At 68.2% G+C, this 15,987-nt stretch carries 14 protein-coding genes; 5 read left to right on the top strand and 9 right to left on the bottom strand.

Features of this window, described 5'->3' with window-relative positions:
- Positions 1-795: a thymidylate synthase gene (locus tag EVS83_RS08900; protein ID WP_133500693.1), complete on the top strand. Its 795-nt coding sequence runs from the start codon at positions 1-3 to the stop codon at positions 793-795.
- On the top strand, positions 795-1,295 hold the full coding sequence (locus EVS83_RS08895) for a dihydrofolate reductase (RefSeq protein WP_133500692.1): 501 nt from the start codon (positions 795-797) through the stop codon (positions 1,293-1,295). Before EVS83_RS08900 ends, EVS83_RS08895 begins: the two co-directional genes overlap by 1 nt.
- 53 nt (positions 1,296-1,348) lie before the next feature.
- Here the strand turns inward: EVS83_RS08895 and EVS83_RS08890 are convergent, their stop codons facing one another.
- From EVS83_RS08890 to lptD, 6 genes are all read right to left on the bottom strand, one after another.
- On the bottom strand, positions 1,349-2,293 hold the full coding sequence (locus tag EVS83_RS08890; protein ID WP_133500691.1) for a symmetrical bis(5'-nucleosyl)-tetraphosphatase: 945 nt from the start codon (positions 2,291-2,293) through the stop codon (positions 1,349-1,351).
- A 7-nt stretch (positions 2,294-2,300) separates the two neighbouring features.
- The gene (apaG, locus tag EVS83_RS08885) at positions 2,301-2,681 is read right to left on the bottom strand and encodes a Co2+/Mg2+ efflux protein ApaG (protein ID WP_133500690.1); all 381 of its coding nucleotides are present in this window, start codon (positions 2,679-2,681) and stop codon (positions 2,301-2,303) included.
- A 47-nt stretch (positions 2,682-2,728) separates the two neighbouring features.
- A complete protein-coding gene (gene rsmA, locus EVS83_RS08880) occupies positions 2,729-3,529 on the bottom strand; it encodes a 16S rRNA (adenine(1518)-N(6)/adenine(1519)-N(6))-dimethyltransferase RsmA (protein WP_133500689.1) in 801 nt (266 codons plus the stop codon).
- A gap of 78 nt (positions 3,530-3,607) precedes the next feature.
- The gene (pdxA, locus tag EVS83_RS08875; protein ID WP_133500688.1) at positions 3,608-4,594 is read right to left on the bottom strand and encodes a 4-hydroxythreonine-4-phosphate dehydrogenase PdxA; all 987 of its coding nucleotides are present in this window, start codon (positions 4,592-4,594) and stop codon (positions 3,608-3,610) included.
- Positions 4,595-5,986, bottom strand: coding sequence for a peptidylprolyl isomerase (locus EVS83_RS08870; RefSeq protein WP_133500687.1), 1,392 nt, complete (start codon positions 5,984-5,986; stop codon positions 4,595-4,597). It abuts the gene before it with no gap.
- Entirely contained in the window at positions 5,983-8,424 is a 2,442-nt protein-coding gene (lptD, locus tag EVS83_RS08865) for an LPS assembly protein LptD (protein WP_425456085.1), read from the bottom strand. The genes EVS83_RS08870 and lptD overlap by 4 nt, the downstream gene beginning before the upstream one ends.
- A 110-nt stretch (positions 8,425-8,534) precedes the next feature.
- Here lptD and msrB point away from each other — a divergent pair, with 110 nt between their 5' ends.
- Entirely contained in the window at positions 8,535-8,960 is a 426-nt protein-coding gene (gene msrB / locus EVS83_RS08860) for a peptide-methionine (R)-S-oxide reductase MsrB (RefSeq protein ID WP_133500685.1), read from the top strand.
- A gap of 2 nt (positions 8,961-8,962) precedes the next feature.
- Positions 8,963-9,343 carry a fluoride efflux transporter CrcB gene (gene crcB / locus EVS83_RS08855; protein WP_133500684.1) on the top strand — a complete coding sequence of 127 codons (381 nt, stop codon included), beginning with the start codon at positions 8,963-8,965 and terminating at the stop codon, positions 9,341-9,343.
- On the opposite strand, the gene pepQ is transcribed toward crcB, so the two are convergent.
- Positions 9,344-10,669, bottom strand: coding sequence for a Xaa-Pro dipeptidase (gene pepQ / locus EVS83_RS08850; RefSeq protein ID WP_133500683.1), 1,326 nt, complete (start codon positions 10,667-10,669; stop codon positions 9,344-9,346). It abuts the gene before it with no gap.
- A gap of 25 nt (positions 10,670-10,694) precedes the next feature.
- On the opposite strand from pepQ, the gene EVS83_RS08845 reads away from it, so the two are divergent.
- Positions 10,695-13,340, top strand: a complete 2,646-nt coding sequence (locus tag EVS83_RS08845) for a bifunctional diguanylate cyclase/phosphodiesterase (RefSeq protein WP_166636851.1) — start codon at positions 10,695-10,697, stop codon at positions 13,338-13,340.
- Here the strand turns inward: EVS83_RS08845 and EVS83_RS08840 are convergent.
- Together EVS83_RS08840 and EVS83_RS08835 are read right to left on the bottom strand one after the other, a co-directional pair.
- Positions 13,331-13,690 carry a PilZ domain-containing protein gene (locus tag EVS83_RS08840; RefSeq protein ID WP_133500681.1) on the bottom strand — a complete coding sequence of 120 codons (360 nt, stop codon included), beginning with the start codon at positions 13,688-13,690 and terminating at the stop codon, positions 13,331-13,333. The genes EVS83_RS08845 and EVS83_RS08840 overlap by 10 nt on opposite strands.
- Entirely contained in the window at positions 13,687-15,936 is a 2,250-nt protein-coding gene (locus EVS83_RS08835; protein WP_281275109.1) for a DUF1631 family protein, read from the bottom strand. The genes EVS83_RS08840 and EVS83_RS08835 overlap by 4 nt, the downstream gene beginning before the upstream one ends.
- Between the last annotated feature and the right edge of the window lie 51 nt (positions 15,937-15,987).

Here is a 15,987-nt window from a genome sequence, read left to right as displayed (position 1 = left end):
ATGCAGCAGTACCTCGACCTGCTGCAGCATGTCCTCGACCACGGCGCGATCAAGACCGATCGCACCGGCACCGGCACGCGCAGCGTGTTCGGCTGGCAAATGCGCTTCGATCTCGCGCAGGGCTTTCCGCTCGTCACGACGAAGAAGCTGCACCTGCGCTCGATCATCCACGAGCTGCTGTGGTTCCTGAAGGGCGAAACCAACATCGCCTACCTGCGCGACAACAAGGTCAGCATCTGGGACGAGTGGGCCGACGCCGAAGGCGAACTCGGGCCTGTGTACGGCAAGCAGTGGCGCCGCTGGACCGGCAGCGACGGCAGCGAGATCGACCAGATCAAGTGGGTCGTCGACGAGATCAGGCGCAACCCCGATTCGCGCCGCCTGATCGTCAGCGCATGGAACGTGGCCGACCTGCCGAAGATGGCGCTGATGCCGTGCCATACGATGTTCCAGTTCTACGTCGCCGACGGAAAGCTCAGCTGCCAGCTCTACCAGCGTAGCGGCGACATCTTCCTCGGCGTGCCGTTCAACATCGCGAGCTATGCGCTGCTGACGCACATGGTCGCGCAGGTGTGCGGGCTCGGCGTCGGCGACTTCGTCCACACGCTCGGCGATGCGCACCTGTATTCGAACCACGTCGAGCAGGCGCGCGAGCAGCTCACGCGCACGCCGCGCGCGCTGCCGAAGCTCGTGCTGAATCCGGACGTCAAAGATCTCTTCGCGTTCACCTTCGACGACATCGCCATCGAAGGTTACGACCCGCATCCGGCGATCAAGGCGCCGGTCGCCGTCTGATGCGCGTCTCGCTCGTCGTCGCCTACGACCGCAATCGCGCGATCGGCGTCGACAACGCACTGCCCTGGCATCTGCCCGACGACCTCAAGCGCTTCAAGGCGCTGACGCTGGGCAAGCCGATCCTGATGGGGCGCCTGACCGCGGAATCCCTCGGCCGCGCGCTGCCGGGTCGTCGCAACATCGTGCTGACGCGCAGCGGTCGCGCACCGTTCGCGGGGATGGATGCGGTGGCGTCGATCGACGCGGCACTCGACCTCGCACGCGCGGATGCAGCGTCCGAACTCGCCGTGATCGGTGGGAGTGGCGTATTCGCCGCGACGCTGCCGATCGCGACGACGTTGCATCTCACGCTCGTCGACACCGCCGTGCCGCGTGCGGATGCGTTCTTTCCGGATTTCGACATCACCGCGTGGACGGAAGTCGTACGCGAGCATCATGCGACGGACGCGAAGCACGCGTTCGCGTTCGATTTCGTCGATCTCGAGCGTCGCGCCGGTTAGCGGGCGCATCGCGTTCAATTCCCGCCGCGACCAACATCGCACGGCAGCGAAGGTCAGTCGCCGCCGGATCCGCCGTCGTTGCGCGGACGCTGCCCGCGATCGCGATCGCGGTTCCTGTCGCCGCCGTGCCGCGGCCGCCCATCGCGACCCTTCTGGCGCGGCTTCGGCGGTTGCGCCGGCACGTCGCGGCCCGCGACCTGCGCGAGCTGCAACTCGTCGGTGTCCAATCGCAGTGCGGTGAGCTTGCCGCCCCATACCGCGCCGGTGTCGATGGCATGCACGCCGTGGCCGACGAAGAGACCGAGCGTCGACCAGTGACCGCAGACGATCTTCGTATCGCGCTGCGCCTGGCCCGGCACTTCGTACCACGGGTACAGGCCGACCGGTTGTGTGCCCGGCGCGCCCTTGTCCTCGAAGCTGATGCGACCGCGGGGGCTGCAGAAGCGCATGCGGGTGAAGATGTTGATGATCGCGCGCCAGCGATCGATGCCGGCGAGTCGCGGATTCCAGGCCGGCGCATCACCATAGATGTGCTTGAGCAGGCGCGTGTACTGGTCGCCGTGCAGCACCTTCTCGACTTCGCGCGCATGGCGCTCCGCCATCGAGATCGTCCACTTCGGCGCGATGCCCGCATGCAGCATCGCCCAGCCGAGCTGGCGGTCGACGTGCATGAGCTTCTGCGTTCGCAGCCAGCCGAGCAGTTCGTCGCGATCCGGCGCGGTGACGATGCGCTGCAGATCCGGATTGACCTTGCGTTGTTCTTCTTCGCGACGCTCGCCGATCGCGAGCAGCGACAGATCGTGGTTGCCGAGCACGACGACGCTCTGCTCGCGCAGCGAATGCACGAGGCGCAGCGTCTCCAGCGATTGCCCGCCACGATTGACGAGGTCGCCGCAGAACCACAGCCGATCCTTTGCGGGATCGAAGGCGATGCGTTCGAGCAGGCGCTGCGTCGCGTCGTAGCAGCCCTGAAGATCGCCGATGGCCCAGACCGTCATCGCGCGCTCAGTGCAGCGTGCGCGGCACGGTCAGGGTGAACGCCGGGATCGGCGCCTCGAAGTGCGTGCCGTCGTCGGCCTCCATGCGATACGTGCCGTGCATGGTGCCGAGATCCGTCTCCAGCACCGCGCCGGACGTGTATTCGAAGGCCTGGCCCGGTTCGAGATGCGGCTGATGGCCCACCACGCCTTCGCCGTCGACCTCGCGCACCTGGCCGTGCGCATCGGTGATGATCCAGTGCCGGCCGAGCAGCTTGGCCGCGACGGTGCCGCGGTTGTGCACGCGCACCGTGTAGGCGAAGACGTAGCGATCCTGATCCGGCGCCGATTCGCTTTCGACGTAGTGCGCCTGCACCTCGACGCCGATCGCGTGGGAATTTTCGTTCATGTACCCGAGTTTACGTGCCCGGCCATGCGCGCGAAACCGCGCGGGCTTCACGCACCCGCGCGTGCGAGCGAATTGGCCAGCGCGATGAACCCGTCCACCGGCACCTGCTCGGCGCGATGCGACGGATCGAGCCCGGCCGCGGCGATCGCGTCGGCGTCGCAGACGTTCGACAGCGCGTTGCGCAGCGTCTTGCGGCGCTGGCCGAAGGCATCGCGGACCACGCGTGCGAACAGCGCGCGATCGATGACCGTGATTTCCGCGTCCGGGCGCGGCACGAGCCGTACGACGGCGGAATCGACCTTCGGCGGCGGGTTGAACGCGCCGGGCGGCACGTTGAAGAGCGGCGTCACCCGGCAATACGCCTGCAGCATGACGCCGAGGCGCCCGTACACCTTGCTGCCGGGTCCGGCAGCCATCCGGTCGACCACTTCCTTCTGCAGCATGAAGTGCATGTCGCGCACGACGGCGGCGTGGTCGAGCGCATGGAAGAGGATCGGCGACGACAGGTTGTAGGGCAGGTTGCCGACGAGGCGGATCGTGCCCCCATCGGCCAGCGCGGTGAAGTCGACCTGCAGCACGTCGGAATGGATGACGTGCAGCGTGCCGCGACTCTGTGCGGCTTCGGTGAGCGGCGCGATCAGATCGCGGTCGAACTCGATGACCGTCAGCTCGTGGTGGCGCTCGAGCAGCGGAAACGTGATCGCCCCTTGGCCCGGCCCGATCTCGACGAGCCGATCGCCCGGTTGCGGATCGACCGCCTGCACGATCTTCGAAATGATCCCGCGCTCGTGCAGGAAGTGCTGGCCGAGGCGCTTCTTCGGCGGCTCGGTGAAGGGGCTCGTCGTCATCCGGGGATTATCCCGCGTGCCGGTGGCGGGCGGGTCGTTCGGGCGTCGAACGCGAGGTCTTGAGTTGCTGACGCGGCGTCAGGCGGCCGCCATGCGATGCCGACGCGCGAGCTGCGCGCACAGGTCCGCCGCGGCGAACAGGCTGGACGGATCGGCGCGGCCCGTTCCCGCGAGGTCGAGCGCGGTGCCGTGATCGACGGCGACGCGCGGATACGGCAGCCCGAGCGTGATGTTGACCGCACGTTCGAACCCGCTGAACTTGAGCACGGGCAGGCCCTGGTCGTGGTACATCGCGACGACCGCATCGAAGCCTTCGAGCTTCTGCGGCAGGAACGCGGTGTCGGCGGGCACCGGGCCGACGAGGCGCAGGCCGGCGTCGCGGAGCTGCGCGATGACGGGCGCGATGACGTCGATTTCCTCGCGACCGAGATGGCCGTCCTCGCCCGCGTGCGGGTTGAGCCCGAGCACCGCGATGGTCGGCTCGGCGATGCCGAACTCGCGACGCATCGCGGCATCGACGATCCGCAACGTGCGTTCGAGGCGGTCGCGGGTGATCGCGTCGGGCACCGCGCGCAGGGGCAGGTGCGTGGTGGCCAGCGCGACACGCAGCGACTCGTGGCCAAGCATCATCACCACCTCGCAGTTGGCCTGCGTGGCGAGCAGTTCGGTGGTGCCGGAATAGGCGATGCCGGCGTCGTTGACCACGGCCTTATGCACCGGACCGGTGACCAGTCCGTCGAGTCGGCCGTCTAGGCAGGCGCGTGCGGCACCCGTCAGCGCGTCGATGACGGACGGCGCGTTGGCGACGTCCAGTTGCCCGGGCGTGACCGGTCGAGGCGCACGGATCGGCACGATGCCGAGCGCGCCGGGTGACGCGGCGTCGGTGCTGTCGGGATCGACCAGTCGAAGCGGCATGCCTGCGCGACGCGCGGCAGTGGCCAGCACGTCGGGATCGGCATAGGCGATAAGCGAAGCGTCGCGCGGCCGCTGGGCCAGCGCGACGCAGAGTTCCGGCCCGACGCCGGCCGGCTCACCCGGGACCAGCGCGAGCCGCAGCGGCGTCACTCAGCCGCCGGAAGCGGGAGCGGGCTGCGGGGCCGGCGCGGTGGCCGGCGTGGCAGGAGCGGGCGCGCTCTGAGCGCCGACACGCACGTCGACGTAAGCCTCGCCGCGCAGCTCGCGCAGGTAGAGATTCCACTGGTCTTCGAGCTTGCGACGACCCAGCATCTCGGCGACCTGCGCACGGCGGTTCTGGTCGCCGACGTTCGACTCGCGCGTACCGAGCCGCTGCAGCACGTGCCAGCCGGCCTGCGTACGGAACGGCTTCGAGACCTGGTTGTCGCTCAACAGCGTGACCTGGGCGCGGAACTCCGGGCCGAACTCGTCGGCGGTGAACCAACCGAGGTCGCCGCCCTTGCCGGCGGAGTTCTGGTCCTGCGAGTTCGCCTTCGCGAGTTCGGCGAAGTCGGCGCCACCGGCGAGCCGCGCGGCCAGCGTATCGGCCTCGGCATGCGCCTGGTCGTCGGTCTTGGCGTCGCCCACGCGGATCAGGATGTGGCGGCCGTGGTATTGCGTGACCATCTGCGCCGGCGCGGACGAAGCATCGCGGACCTCGACGAGCTGCAGCAGCTGGAAACCGCTGGGGCCGCGGATGGGATCGGTCACTTGGCCCGCCTGCAGGTTGTTCACCAGCTGGGCGAACGCGCTCGGAATTTCGTCTGCGCTGCGCCAGCCGAGATCGCCGCCTTCCAGCGCGTTCGGGCTGTCGGAATAGCGCACCGCCGCCGCCTTGAAGTCCATCTCGCCGCGCGCGAGCAGCCCCTTGATGCCTTCGATCTTCTTCTGCGCCGTTTCGATCTGCTCGGGCGTCGCGCCGTCCGGCAGCGACACCAGGATATGGGCGAGGTGGTACTGCCTGCCGGACTTCGCGGTCGCGGCGAGCGCGGATTCGATCTCGGCTTCGCTGACGTTGACGCGACTCTGCGCGAAGCGCTGGCGCAGACGCTGCATCAGCAGTTCCTCGCGGATCGAGGCGCGGAAGTCTGCGTAGCTCGTGCCGTCCGAGGTCACACGCTGGCGCAGCTGATCGACGCCCACGCCGTTCTGCTGTGCCACCGCTGCGATGGCCTGGTCGACTTCCTCGTCGTTGACGCGGATGCCGGTCTCCTCGGCGCGTGCGACCTGCAGCTTCGTCAGGATCAGGCGCTCGAGCACCTGGCGCTCCAGCACGTCCTGCGGCGGCAGCTGGTTTTCCTTGCCTGCGTACTGCGAGCGGATGTTCGCGACGGCGCGATCGAGCTCGCTACGGAGCACGACGTCCTCGTTCACCACCGCCGCGATGCGATCCAGCTCCTGCGACTGCGCGTAGACGGGGAGCGGCGCAACCGTCGGTGCGACGACCAGGGCGGACAGCAGGCACGCGAGGAGCGTCTTCACCGGGCGGGAGGATGTCTTCATGGAGTGGGGTCTGGAGTCGTGGAGGTGCCGTTGTTGACGGGCGAACTCACCGTCTGCGGCGGGACGAGATACAGGTCGTCGCGGTCGTAACCGAGAATAGCACGGCGTAATACGCGCTCAGACTTCTGTCCAGCCGAGCCCAGACCCTTCAGTTCAACTTCCAGTTGGAGAGAGTTGTTCAGGTCGCCGGTGCGGTCGCGCAGGTAGCGGCGAGCGACGGCACGGACCGCGAGGCAGCAGCTCTCCCACTGGACGCCGGCGATCTCCTCCAGCGGCTTGTGATCGAGCAGCGAGTAGTAGTAGCGGCCGACCACGGACCAGTTGTCGGTGATCGGATACAGGAACGAGAAGTCGGCCTGACGGACGAGGTCGGGCTCGCTGCCAAGAACCGCCGGGTTGTAGGCGGTGTTCCGGCGGTATCGGTAGCCGAGGTTGACGATGCCGCGGTCGCCGACGAGGTATCGCGCCCGCAGCGACGCGAGATCCTGGCCGCGGATCTTCGGATCCCATTGGTACGCGCCGTTGATCAGCCAGCGATCGCTGGGGGCGAAGCTCGCCTCAGCGACCCACGCGGACTTGCCCTGCGACACCGGCGACTCCGCATCCGAAATGATGACGCGGCTGTCCTCGAAGTAACGGATCTGACCCAGGCTCAATGCCAGGCGCTCACGACCATCGTTCTCGCTGATGAAGCGGGTGGTGGCCGCAATGGTGAGCTGGTTCGCGTCCGTCTGGCGGTCGGGACCCGTGTAGCGGTTGTCGCGGAACAACTGGCCCCAGCTGAACGTCATCGGCGTGGTGTCGAACAGCGGGATGCCGTCCTGATTACGGTATGGGACGTTCAGATAGAAGAGTCGCGGCTCGAACGTCTGTAGGTAACGCGTACCGAAGATGCTGGTGCTGCGGTCGAAATACATGCCCGCGTCGAGCGAGGTGATCGGCAGGCTGCGCGTCGGCGACAGATCGGTCAGCGGCGTAGCGGCTCGCGTCTGCCAGTCGTTGTCGAGCTGCCAGCTCGTGTAACGCCACGCGAGCTTGGGATGGATGAACCAGCTCGCGCCATCGAGGTTGGCAGCCACGTACGGCTTCAGATCGAGGCGCGAGCCGTCGAACTGGCTGTTCTGGTTGTCGTAACCGACGTGCTGGAAGCGCACAAGTTCGCCGTCCACGCCGGTTTCGAGCCAGCGCCCGAACGGCTGCCCCCAGTGCCCGAACAGGCGGGGGAGGCGGTCGTACGGCAGGTTCGCATCGCTCAGCGTGTAGTCGGCGAGCTGGTAGTGATCCGCGGCTGCGCCGACGTTCCAGTAGCGCCCGCGCCCGAAGACGCCCGTCTCGCTGTGCACGAAGTAGCTCGAGACGCCGTACAGGCTGTTGCTGAAGTCCTCAAGGTAGTGCGTATCGCTGACCCAGCCCAGGTTCGCGCTCGCGTACCACGTCGAATCGAAGTTGTGGACCGCCTGCAGCCCGAACTGGCCGCGGTTGCTGTCAGGCAGCGTGGCGCCGGGAATCGGATTGCCGTTGAGATCCTGCAGATAGCGCTCCGGACGACGACCCGGCAGATCGTCCTTCGGCATCCAGGCGCCGTAGACCGTGCCTTGCCCCTGCTCGTACAACCACCGGAACTCCGCACCAAGGTGCAGTCCGCGCTTGCTCATGTAGCGCGGATAAAGCGTCGCGTCGTAATTCGGCGCGAGGTTGAGGTAGATCGGCTGGCGCCAGTCGAAACCGTTGCGGCTCGAGCTGGAGATGGACGGATACAACAGGCCGGTCTGGCGGCGATCGTCGGTCGGGAAGGCGAACCACGGGACGTACAGCACCGGCACCTTGCCGACGCGCAGCGTGGCGTTGTGTGCGACGCCGCGGCCCTTCGCGAGATCGATGTCGATCTCCTTCGCACGCAGCTCCCACGCGCGCTGGCCGGGGTCGCAGGTCGAATAGGTGCTGCCGTACAGCGCGCCGTTCTGGTCCTTGAGTTCGATCTTCTCGGCGCCGCCATTGCCGCGGCGGCGCATGAGCTGGTACTGCAGATCGTTGATCGTGTGCGTGTCCGCTTCCTGGTTGCCCTCGGCGCTCTTGGCGACGATGCGCATCCCGGAATCCTGGTACTTCACGCTGCCTTCGGCGCGGTAGTCGCCCGAGGTCTGGTTGTAGACGAGCCGATCGGTGCCGAGGAACTGGTCGCCGCGACGCAGCTGCACATTGCCCTGCACCAGCGTGTCGGTCGACTCCGAGCCCTGCAGCGTGTCGCCTTCGATGTCGGTCGGCTGGGTCACGCGCGTCGCGGTGTCGCCGGACGCCGGCGTCGCGACGCCCTCGAACGCCGGGACGGCGTCGCGCAACGGGCACAGGCTCCAGTCCTCCTTCTCCTCGGCGGCCATCGCGGGAAGCGCGATCGCGATGCACAGCGATAACGGGAGCAGGCGGAGAGTAGGTCGCACGCGGGGCATTCCGTCTAGATGAATGGCGTTCCGGCCATCGGGCGGGTAGCTTGCCGTATCCCCGACGGGGCGGCAACGCGGCAGGATCGGGGTTTCCGAGTGGAGGCGACATGAGTTCGGACGACACGCAGAGCGCAAACGCACCGGCGCGCAGCGACGAGGAATGGCGCGCCAAGCTCACACCGGAGCAGTACGCCGTGTGCAGGTGCTCCGCCACGGAGCGCGCATTCACCGGCAAGTTCTGGAACCACAAGGCCGCGGGCACCTACACCTGCGTGGCCTGCGGTGCGCACCTTTTCCTTTCGGTCGACAAGTACGACTCGGGAAGCGGATGGCCGAGCTTCGTCCGGCCGGCCAAACCGGATGCGGTGACCGAGCACGTGGACGAGAGCCACGGCATGCGCCGCGTCGAAGTGAAGTGCGCGCACTGCGAATCGCACCTCGGCCACGTCTTCCCCGACGGCCCGCCGCCGACGGGTCTGCGCTACTGCATCAATTCGGCCGCGCTGGATTTCGAACCGGAGCCGACGGGCTGAGCATGCGGGACCTGCTTCTGGTCGGCCTCGGCGGCGCGATCGGTGCGATGGCGCGCCACGTTGCGGGGCTCGCGCTTCTGGCGACGTCGAACGCGTGGCGGTTCCCCGTCGGCACGCTCGCGGTCAACGTGTCGGGCTGCCTGCTGATCGGGCTGTTCGCCGCCTTCGCCGAGCAGATGCCCGCGCTCAATGGCCCTGCACGGTTGTTGCTCGTGACCGGCGTGCTCGGCGGCTACACCACCTTCTCGGCGTTCGGCCTCGAAACGATGCTGATGCTGCGCCGGGGCGATTCGATGCTCGCGACGGGCTACGTGGTCGCGAGCATCGTGCTGGGCCTCGCCGCCGTGTGGATCGGCATGAAGGCGGTCGTGCTGGCGCGTTGATCAGGCCGCGGCGAACGCATCGCGTGTGAGGTTCAGCGGTTCGCCGTCGGTGCAGGCCACGTCGTCCTCGATGCGGATGCCGCCGTACGGGCGGAACGCGTCGACGCGCGCCCAGTCCACGCTGTCGGCATGCGGGCCCGCGCGCAGGTCGTCCAGGAGCATGTCGATGAAGTACACGCCGGGTTCGATGGTGACCACCATGCCGGGCGCCAGGGTGCGTGTCAGGCGCAGGTAGGGATGACCTTCGGGCTTGGGGAGCGTCGGGCCGCCGGCGTCGTCCGACGCGAAACCCGCGACGTCGTGCACCTGCAGGCCGATGCCATGGCCGATGCCGTGGGGGAAGAACGTCCCGCTGACGCCGGTTTCCACCGCGGCCTCGGGCGAGACGCGCAACACGCCGTGGTCGCGCAGCACGCGCGACAACGCAAGGTGGGCGTCGAGATGCAGCTGGCGATAGTCGAAGCCGGAGCGCACCTGCGCGCACATGCGCTGCTGCGCGGCGTCGACGTCGTTGATCAGCGCCTGGAACTCGCCGTCGCGGTCACTCGCATAGGTCCGCGTGATGTCGCAGGCGTACCCGCCATGCGAGGCGCCGGCGTCGATCAGGAAACTGCGGACATCCGACGGCGCCTCGCGATCGAGCTCCGTGTAATGCAGGACGGCGCCATGCTCGTTGAGCGCGACGATGTTGCCGTAGGGGAGGTCGTTCGCGTCCTGCCGCGCGGCGGCGCAGTAAGCAAGATGAATGTCGAATTCCGAACGCCCCTCGCGGAACGCGGCTTCGGCGGCGCGATGCGCGCGGACGCCGATGCGCGAAGCCTCGCGCATCATCGCGATCTCGTACGGCGTCTTGAATGCGCGATGGTATTCAAGGTAGGCGACGACCGCGGGCGGATTGTTCGGGGCATACTCGCCCAGCGCGCTCTGTGGTTCGCCGACGATCGCGCACCTGCCGGGAGGGGGCAGGTGGGAGGCGGCTTCGTCCGCGGTACGGATCACCACGATGTCGAAATGATCGACCCACCAACCGCGCGGCGCCTGCGGAACCACATGCCAGTAGTCGCGAGGCTGCAGATAAATCAATTTCGGCCGTTGACCTGGGGTAGCGACCAGCCAGCTCCCGGGGTTGCGGACCAGTGGCAGCCACGCCTTGAACTGCGGGTTGACCGCGTAGGGGTAGTCACGGTCGTCGAACGCCTGGTAATGCAGGGTGCCGCTGGGGACGACCAGATGGTCGAACCCGCCGCGCTCGAGCGCGATGGCGGTGCGAGCCTGCAGGACTTCGATGTGACGTGCGTACAGGGACGGGAGCGAGGGATCGGTCATGTCGACAGGATCGGGGGGCGACGACGTGGATTCTGACCCATCCGACCGTCAGGCGCCGTCGAGCGGCGCGACGCGACGGCCGCAACGGGCGTGGGCGGCGAGCCTTCTGGCGTTTGGCGCGGGGCTTGCGCTGACGGCCGCACTCGTCGGCGCGCAATTGCATCGCGCGCGCCTGCAGCGGGCGCAGCAGCTCGATGCGCTCGCGAACGGCGAGATCGGCGCGCTGCAGGAGCAGCTGCAGTCCTACGACCTCGCGCTGCGTGCACTGCAGACGGGCTTTCTTGCGCGGGACGTCGACTTCACCGGCTTCGACCGCCTCTACCGCGCGCTCGATCTCCAGCATCGGCTGCCGGGCCTGCAGGCCGTCGTGTATTCCGTGCCGCGCCCGGGACCGGACGGCATGCATTACCCGACGCTCTATGTCGCGCCGCGCGCCGGCAACGAGCGCGTGCTCGGGCTGGATGTCCGCACCCAGCCCGCGAACCGTGTCGCGCTCGAGCAATCGCGCGACAGCAATCGCCCGGTGATGTCGGCGCCGTTCCGCCTCGTGCAGGACCCGCCCGGTCACGCGCCCGACGGCCTGCTGCTGCGCCTGCCCGCGTACAGCCCGGGAGAGATCCCGACCACTGTCGAAGCGCGTCGCAAGCGCTTCATCGGTTCGCTCGCCATGTCGTTCCGCATCTCGCGCCTGTCGCACGACGCCTTCCGGCCCGAATGGCGCGACGCACTTCATCTGCGTGTCGTCGATATCGACGCCCAGCCGAACGCCCTCGTGTTCGACTCCAGCCCCGGCGACATGCCGCGCTCGGACACCTGGCAGAAGGCGCACACGATCGCCTTTGCGGGACGACGCTGGCGCGTCGAAATGCACGACGCCCGCGACGGTCGCCCCGACTGGCGCGAGAGCCTGCCGTTGCTGATCGCCGGCGTCGTCGGCAGCGTGCTGTTCGCGCTGTGGATCGCGGCGCTCGCTGGTGCGCGCCATCGCGCGCTGCAGGTCGGCGAGGCCATGAGTCGTCGTTATCGCGAGAGCGAAGAGCGCTTCCGCGTCGTGAACGAGATGCTGCCCGCCTTGGTGCTGCTCGCTCGCGAAGAGGATGGCCGGGTGATGTACGCGAACCAGGCCGCGCGTATCCGGCTCGGCGAAAACGTCGACGGGACGCCGCTGGAAGCGCTGTTCGAAGATGCGCACCGCCGCGCCGAGGTGCTGCAGGTGGAAAACCCCGGCTGGGAGAGCGTCGAGGCCATGCTGCGCAGCACGAACGGCGATCGCTTCTGGGCGAGCGTGTCGATGTCGCGCGTGCGCATCAGCGGGCGATGGAAGCGGCTCGTCGTGGCCTCCGATATTTCGCAGCAGCGCCAGCTCACCGAATTGCTGAGCTATCAGGCATCGCACGACGCGCTGACCGAGCTGTTCAATCGCCGCGAGTTCGAACGCCACGTCGAACGCACGCTGGCGCACTCGGGCGCCAGCACGACGCGCTACGCGCTGCTGTACGTCGACCTCGACCAGTTCAAGCTCATCAACGATACGTCCGGGCACGCGGCGGGCGATCAGCTGCTGTCGCAGCTTGCGCAGGTGATGCGCGAGCAGTTGCGCTCCGGCGACGTGCTCGCGCGCCTGGGCGGCGACGAATTCGGCGTCCTCGCCTGCGACGTGCAGGACGAAGCCGCCGCGCGCCTCGTCGCCGAGCGCCTGCGTCAGCACATCGACGGCTACACCTTCGTATGGGAGCAGTCGAGCTATGGCATCACCGCCAGCATCGGCGGCGTGCTGCTCGACCCGTCGAGTTCGCTTAAGGAGCTGTTCGCGCAGGCCGACAGCGCCTGCTACATGGCCAAGGAAGCGGGCCGCAATCGCGTGCACTTCTTCTCGACCGGCGACAACGCGCTCGCGCAGCGCCGGACCGAAATGGAGTGGGCGCATCGTCTGCGTTGGGCGTTGGAATCCGAGCGGTTCCGGCTCTACTTCCAGGAAGTGCATCCGCTGACGACGCTCTCCGGTGGCCCGCGCATCGAACTGTTGCTGCGCCTGCTCGACGAGGACGATCGCATCGTGCCGCCCGGCGCGTTCATTCCCGCCGCCGAGCGTTACGGCCTGATGCCGTCCATCGATCGCTGGGTCGTCGAAACCGCGCTTGCCAACATCGATCGGCTGCATCCGCAGGGGCGCGGGCTGTCGCTGGTCGCGATCAATCTATCCGGCGCGACCATCGAGGACGAATCCTTCGTCGCGCGCATTCTCGAACTCATCGCCGAGTACCAGATCGATCCGCGTAGGCTGTGTTTCGAGATCACCGAAACGCTCGCGGTGCGCAACCTCGCGCAGGTGTCGCGCTTCATGGGTCAGTTGCGCAAGGCGGGCTGCCGCATCTCGCTCGACGATTTCGGCGTCGGCATGTCGTCGTTCGGCTATCTCAAGAACCTGCCGGTCGACATGATCAAGATCGACGGCAGTTTCGTGCAGGATCTGACCAGCGATCCGATGAGTCACGCCATCGTGCGCGCAGTGACCGACATCGGTCATCAGCGCGGCATGCAGGTGGTGGCCGAATGGGTCGACAGCGACGCGATCATTCGCGCGCTCACGGATCTCGGCGTCGACCATGCGCAAGGGTTTGCCTTGCACCGGCCCGAGCCGGCGCAGCTGCATCAGCCCGATCAGACGTAGGTCGCGCCCGGCGCGTCGATCCAATCGCGAAGGCGCTCGATCTGGCCGTCGTCGAGGGAAAGGAACCGGAAGCCCGTCCACGCCTGGCCCGGAGCGGACGCGGCGTTCTGCCACAGCAGGTGCGCGCCGATCTCGAACGCATGGCGATTGCCTGCGCGATCGGAGAGCACGAAGTAGAGCTGGTAGAGGCAGTCCTCGTGGAGCGGCGCGCTCGCGAGCAGGAGCAGGCCGCTTTCCGAGATGTTGCCGAGCTGGCCGACGCTGCGTTCGGTCATCTGGTCGATGACTTCGACGCGATCATCGACGCGCCGGCGGCGGCTGCGGCGGGCTTCGTCGGCGAGCGTGTTCATGCGGTGCGCTCCGGACGGCGCGACGGCCCGGCGCCGAGCGATTGCAGGGCGTTACGCCATGCGCGCTCGACCAGTCGGCCTTCGCCTGCGGTGACCACCTGCGCGCGACCGCTCGCCAGATCGCGAGCCAACGCGACGAGCGTGCCGTCCGCGACGCGTTGCCCGCGTGGATTGACGAACAACGTTTGCCCCGTGATCGGGCTCAGCCAAGAGAGACGGCGCCGCATCGTGTGGCCGCGTTCGCCCGGGAGATCGAACCATGTGCCCGGCGGCAGCTCGCGGACGCGCCGCGCTTGCGCTTCGCCGTCGGCATCGAGCGGTTCGCCGCTGTCGCCGTCGACACCCGATTCTTCGCCGAGCCGCGCGCGCGACTTCAGTCGCATCGCGAGTTCGGTGCGCGTCGCCGCGTCGTCGCCGCTGTCATCGGCGGTGCCGGTGAGGATGCGTGCGATGCGCGCCGCGTCGTCGGCGTGATAGCCGACCGTCGTCAGCCATTGGTCGACAAGCAACACGAGATCGGGATTCGCGGTGGCATTGCCGGCCGCCGTGGCCGCGAGTTCGTTCGTGGCCTCGGCGAGTGACGCCCACTCGGCGCTGTCCTCGCCGTGGCGCAGGTGCGCGAGCGTCAGTGCGTCGGCCCACGCATGCCGCAGCATGCCGCGATGGAACGCGGGGGCCCGGACCGACTGCAGCGCGGCATCGATCAGGTCGCTGGCACGGCGACGCGCGACCGCGAGCTTGTCCTTGCCCCGTGCCGATTCGACGTTGCGACGCTCGGCGATTTCCGAGCGCCGCGCGACCGCCTGCAGCTGCTGTTCGAGCGTGGCGACGCCGTTGCGGAATGCACCGGCGACATCGTCCGGCGTGCGTGCGATCGAATCGACGATGCGTTCGAGCTGCAACAGCAGTTGCGGGTCGATGTCGTCGGCCGCATACCAGCGCGCGCCGGATTCGGCGACGGCGTTGAGGACCTCGCGCGCAGGATGTGCGGCGCGCAGGAAGAAGCCGGGGTCGGCGAGCGCCAGCCGCAGCAGCGGAAGGCGCAGGCGGTCGAGCATGGTCTTCGCCGGCGACTCCTGGCGAATCTCGCGCTCCAGCTGCCCGTACATCAGCGCGAGCAATTCGAAGATGTCGGTGTCTTCGCGCGACAGCGTGACGGCTTCGCCTTGGCGTTGCCGCGCGTGCAGCAGCAGCCACTGGCGGATGCCGTCGACGTCCAGGCCGTCGACATCCGTTCCTGCCGACGCGAGCAGCTCCAGTGCGACGGCGGTCGGAAGCTCGGGACGCGCCGGGATGCCGGGTGCTGGAGTCGGGGCGACAGTGGCGGCGCCATCTGCAGTGGCATCGCTACCACCGCTCCCACCGGCCGATGCAGCACCTGCACCTGCGCCTGCACCTCCGCCACCCGCTCCACTCCGCGATGGCCCGAAACCGCTACGAAAGCGATCCGCCATCGAGCGTCGAGAGGCCAACATCTCCTGCAACAGCTGGAACGTCGGCGCATCGCTTTCCGTCGGCGCCGCACCCGTCCATCCGGTGTACGGGCGTTCGCGCTCGGCGGCGACAGCGGCATCGCTGGGCAGCGCGGCGCGCGCGCGGGGACGGATCGGTACGAACGACAGGCCGGGCATGATGCGTTGGCGCGCCAGAGCGTCGTTGATCGCATCGGCGGCGACGGGATAGTCGACGAGCACCGCGCGGTCGAACTCGCGCAGCAGCATGACGCGCATCTGCAGGTTGAAGCCGCACGATTCGGCGACCTCGACCAGCATCTCGCAGAGGCGGCGCGGCCCCACCGGCAACGTGGAGGGTTCGAACGCCGGGCCTTCCGCGAGCACGCCGAAACGCTGGCAGAGCAGGTGGATCGGCAGCGGCGCCCGCGACTCGACGCGCAGCGTGATCGTCTTGAACTCGGTTTCGATGTCCTGTTCGTCGTCGTCGACCAGCCTCAGCTCGTCGAAGGTCGGCATCGCGAACGTCGGGCCCGACGTGTTGCGCGGCTGGCGCGCGGTGTTGCGCAGGTTAGCCAGTTCGCTGTCGATCGCACGCGCGAACGCGCTGACGAGGTCGCGCTGGCGACGCAGCAAGAGTTGCGACTGCTCCGCGTGCACGCTGCCGATCGCGAAGATCGTGCCGGTGTCGCGCGGGTTGGCCAGTCGCATGCCGACATGGGTGAGCGTGCGATCGAGCGGATCGACCACCAGCTCATAGACGGCCGCGTGCACGGCCTCCAGGGCGTCCCGCACCCGACGCGGCAGCGCCGCAGACGCGATCGCGTCCGCGGACGGAATCCGCCG

The sequence above is a fragment of the Cognatilysobacter terrigena genome (genome assembly GCF_004361065.1).
GTDB classification, from domain to species: domain Bacteria; phylum Pseudomonadota; class Gammaproteobacteria; order Xanthomonadales; family Xanthomonadaceae; genus Cognatilysobacter; species Cognatilysobacter terrigena.
Note: the sequence above shows the minus strand (reverse complement) of the source record. Positions and strands in the feature narration are given on the sequence as shown.

What these genes read in the sequence shown, in the direction of transcription:
- EVS83_RS08900 (WP_133500693.1), top strand. Translation starts at nt 1, where the DNA reads ATGCAGCAGTACCTCGACCTGCTGCAGCATGTCCTCGACCACGGCGCG.
- EVS83_RS08895 (WP_133500692.1), top strand. Translation starts at nt 795, where the DNA reads ATGCGCGTCTCGCTCGTCGTCGCCTACGACCGCAATCGCGCGATCGGC.
- EVS83_RS08890 (WP_133500691.1), bottom strand. Translation starts at nt 2,293, where the DNA reads ATGACGGTCTGGGCCATCGGCGATCTTCAGGGCTGCTACGACGCGACG.
- apaG (WP_133500690.1), bottom strand. Translation starts at nt 2,681, where the DNA reads ATGAACGAAAATTCCCACGCGATCGGCGTCGAGGTGCAGGCGCACTAC.
- rsmA (WP_133500689.1), bottom strand. Translation starts at nt 3,529, where the DNA reads ATGACGACGAGCCCCTTCACCGAGCCGCCGAAGAAGCGCCTCGGCCAG.
- EVS83_RS08870 (WP_133500687.1), bottom strand. Translation starts at nt 5,986, where the DNA reads ATGAAGACATCCTCCCGCCCGGTGAAGACGCTCCTCGCGTGCCTGCTG.
- msrB (WP_133500685.1), top strand. Translation starts at nt 8,535, where the DNA reads ATGAGTTCGGACGACACGCAGAGCGCAAACGCACCGGCGCGCAGCGAC.
- crcB (WP_133500684.1), top strand. Translation starts at nt 8,963, where the DNA reads ATGCGGGACCTGCTTCTGGTCGGCCTCGGCGGCGCGATCGGTGCGATG.
- pepQ (WP_133500683.1), bottom strand. Translation starts at nt 10,669, where the DNA reads ATGACCGATCCCTCGCTCCCGTCCCTGTACGCACGTCACATCGAAGTC.
- EVS83_RS08840 (WP_133500681.1), bottom strand. Translation starts at nt 13,690, where the DNA reads ATGAACACGCTCGCCGACGAAGCCCGCCGCAGCCGCCGCCGGCGCGTC.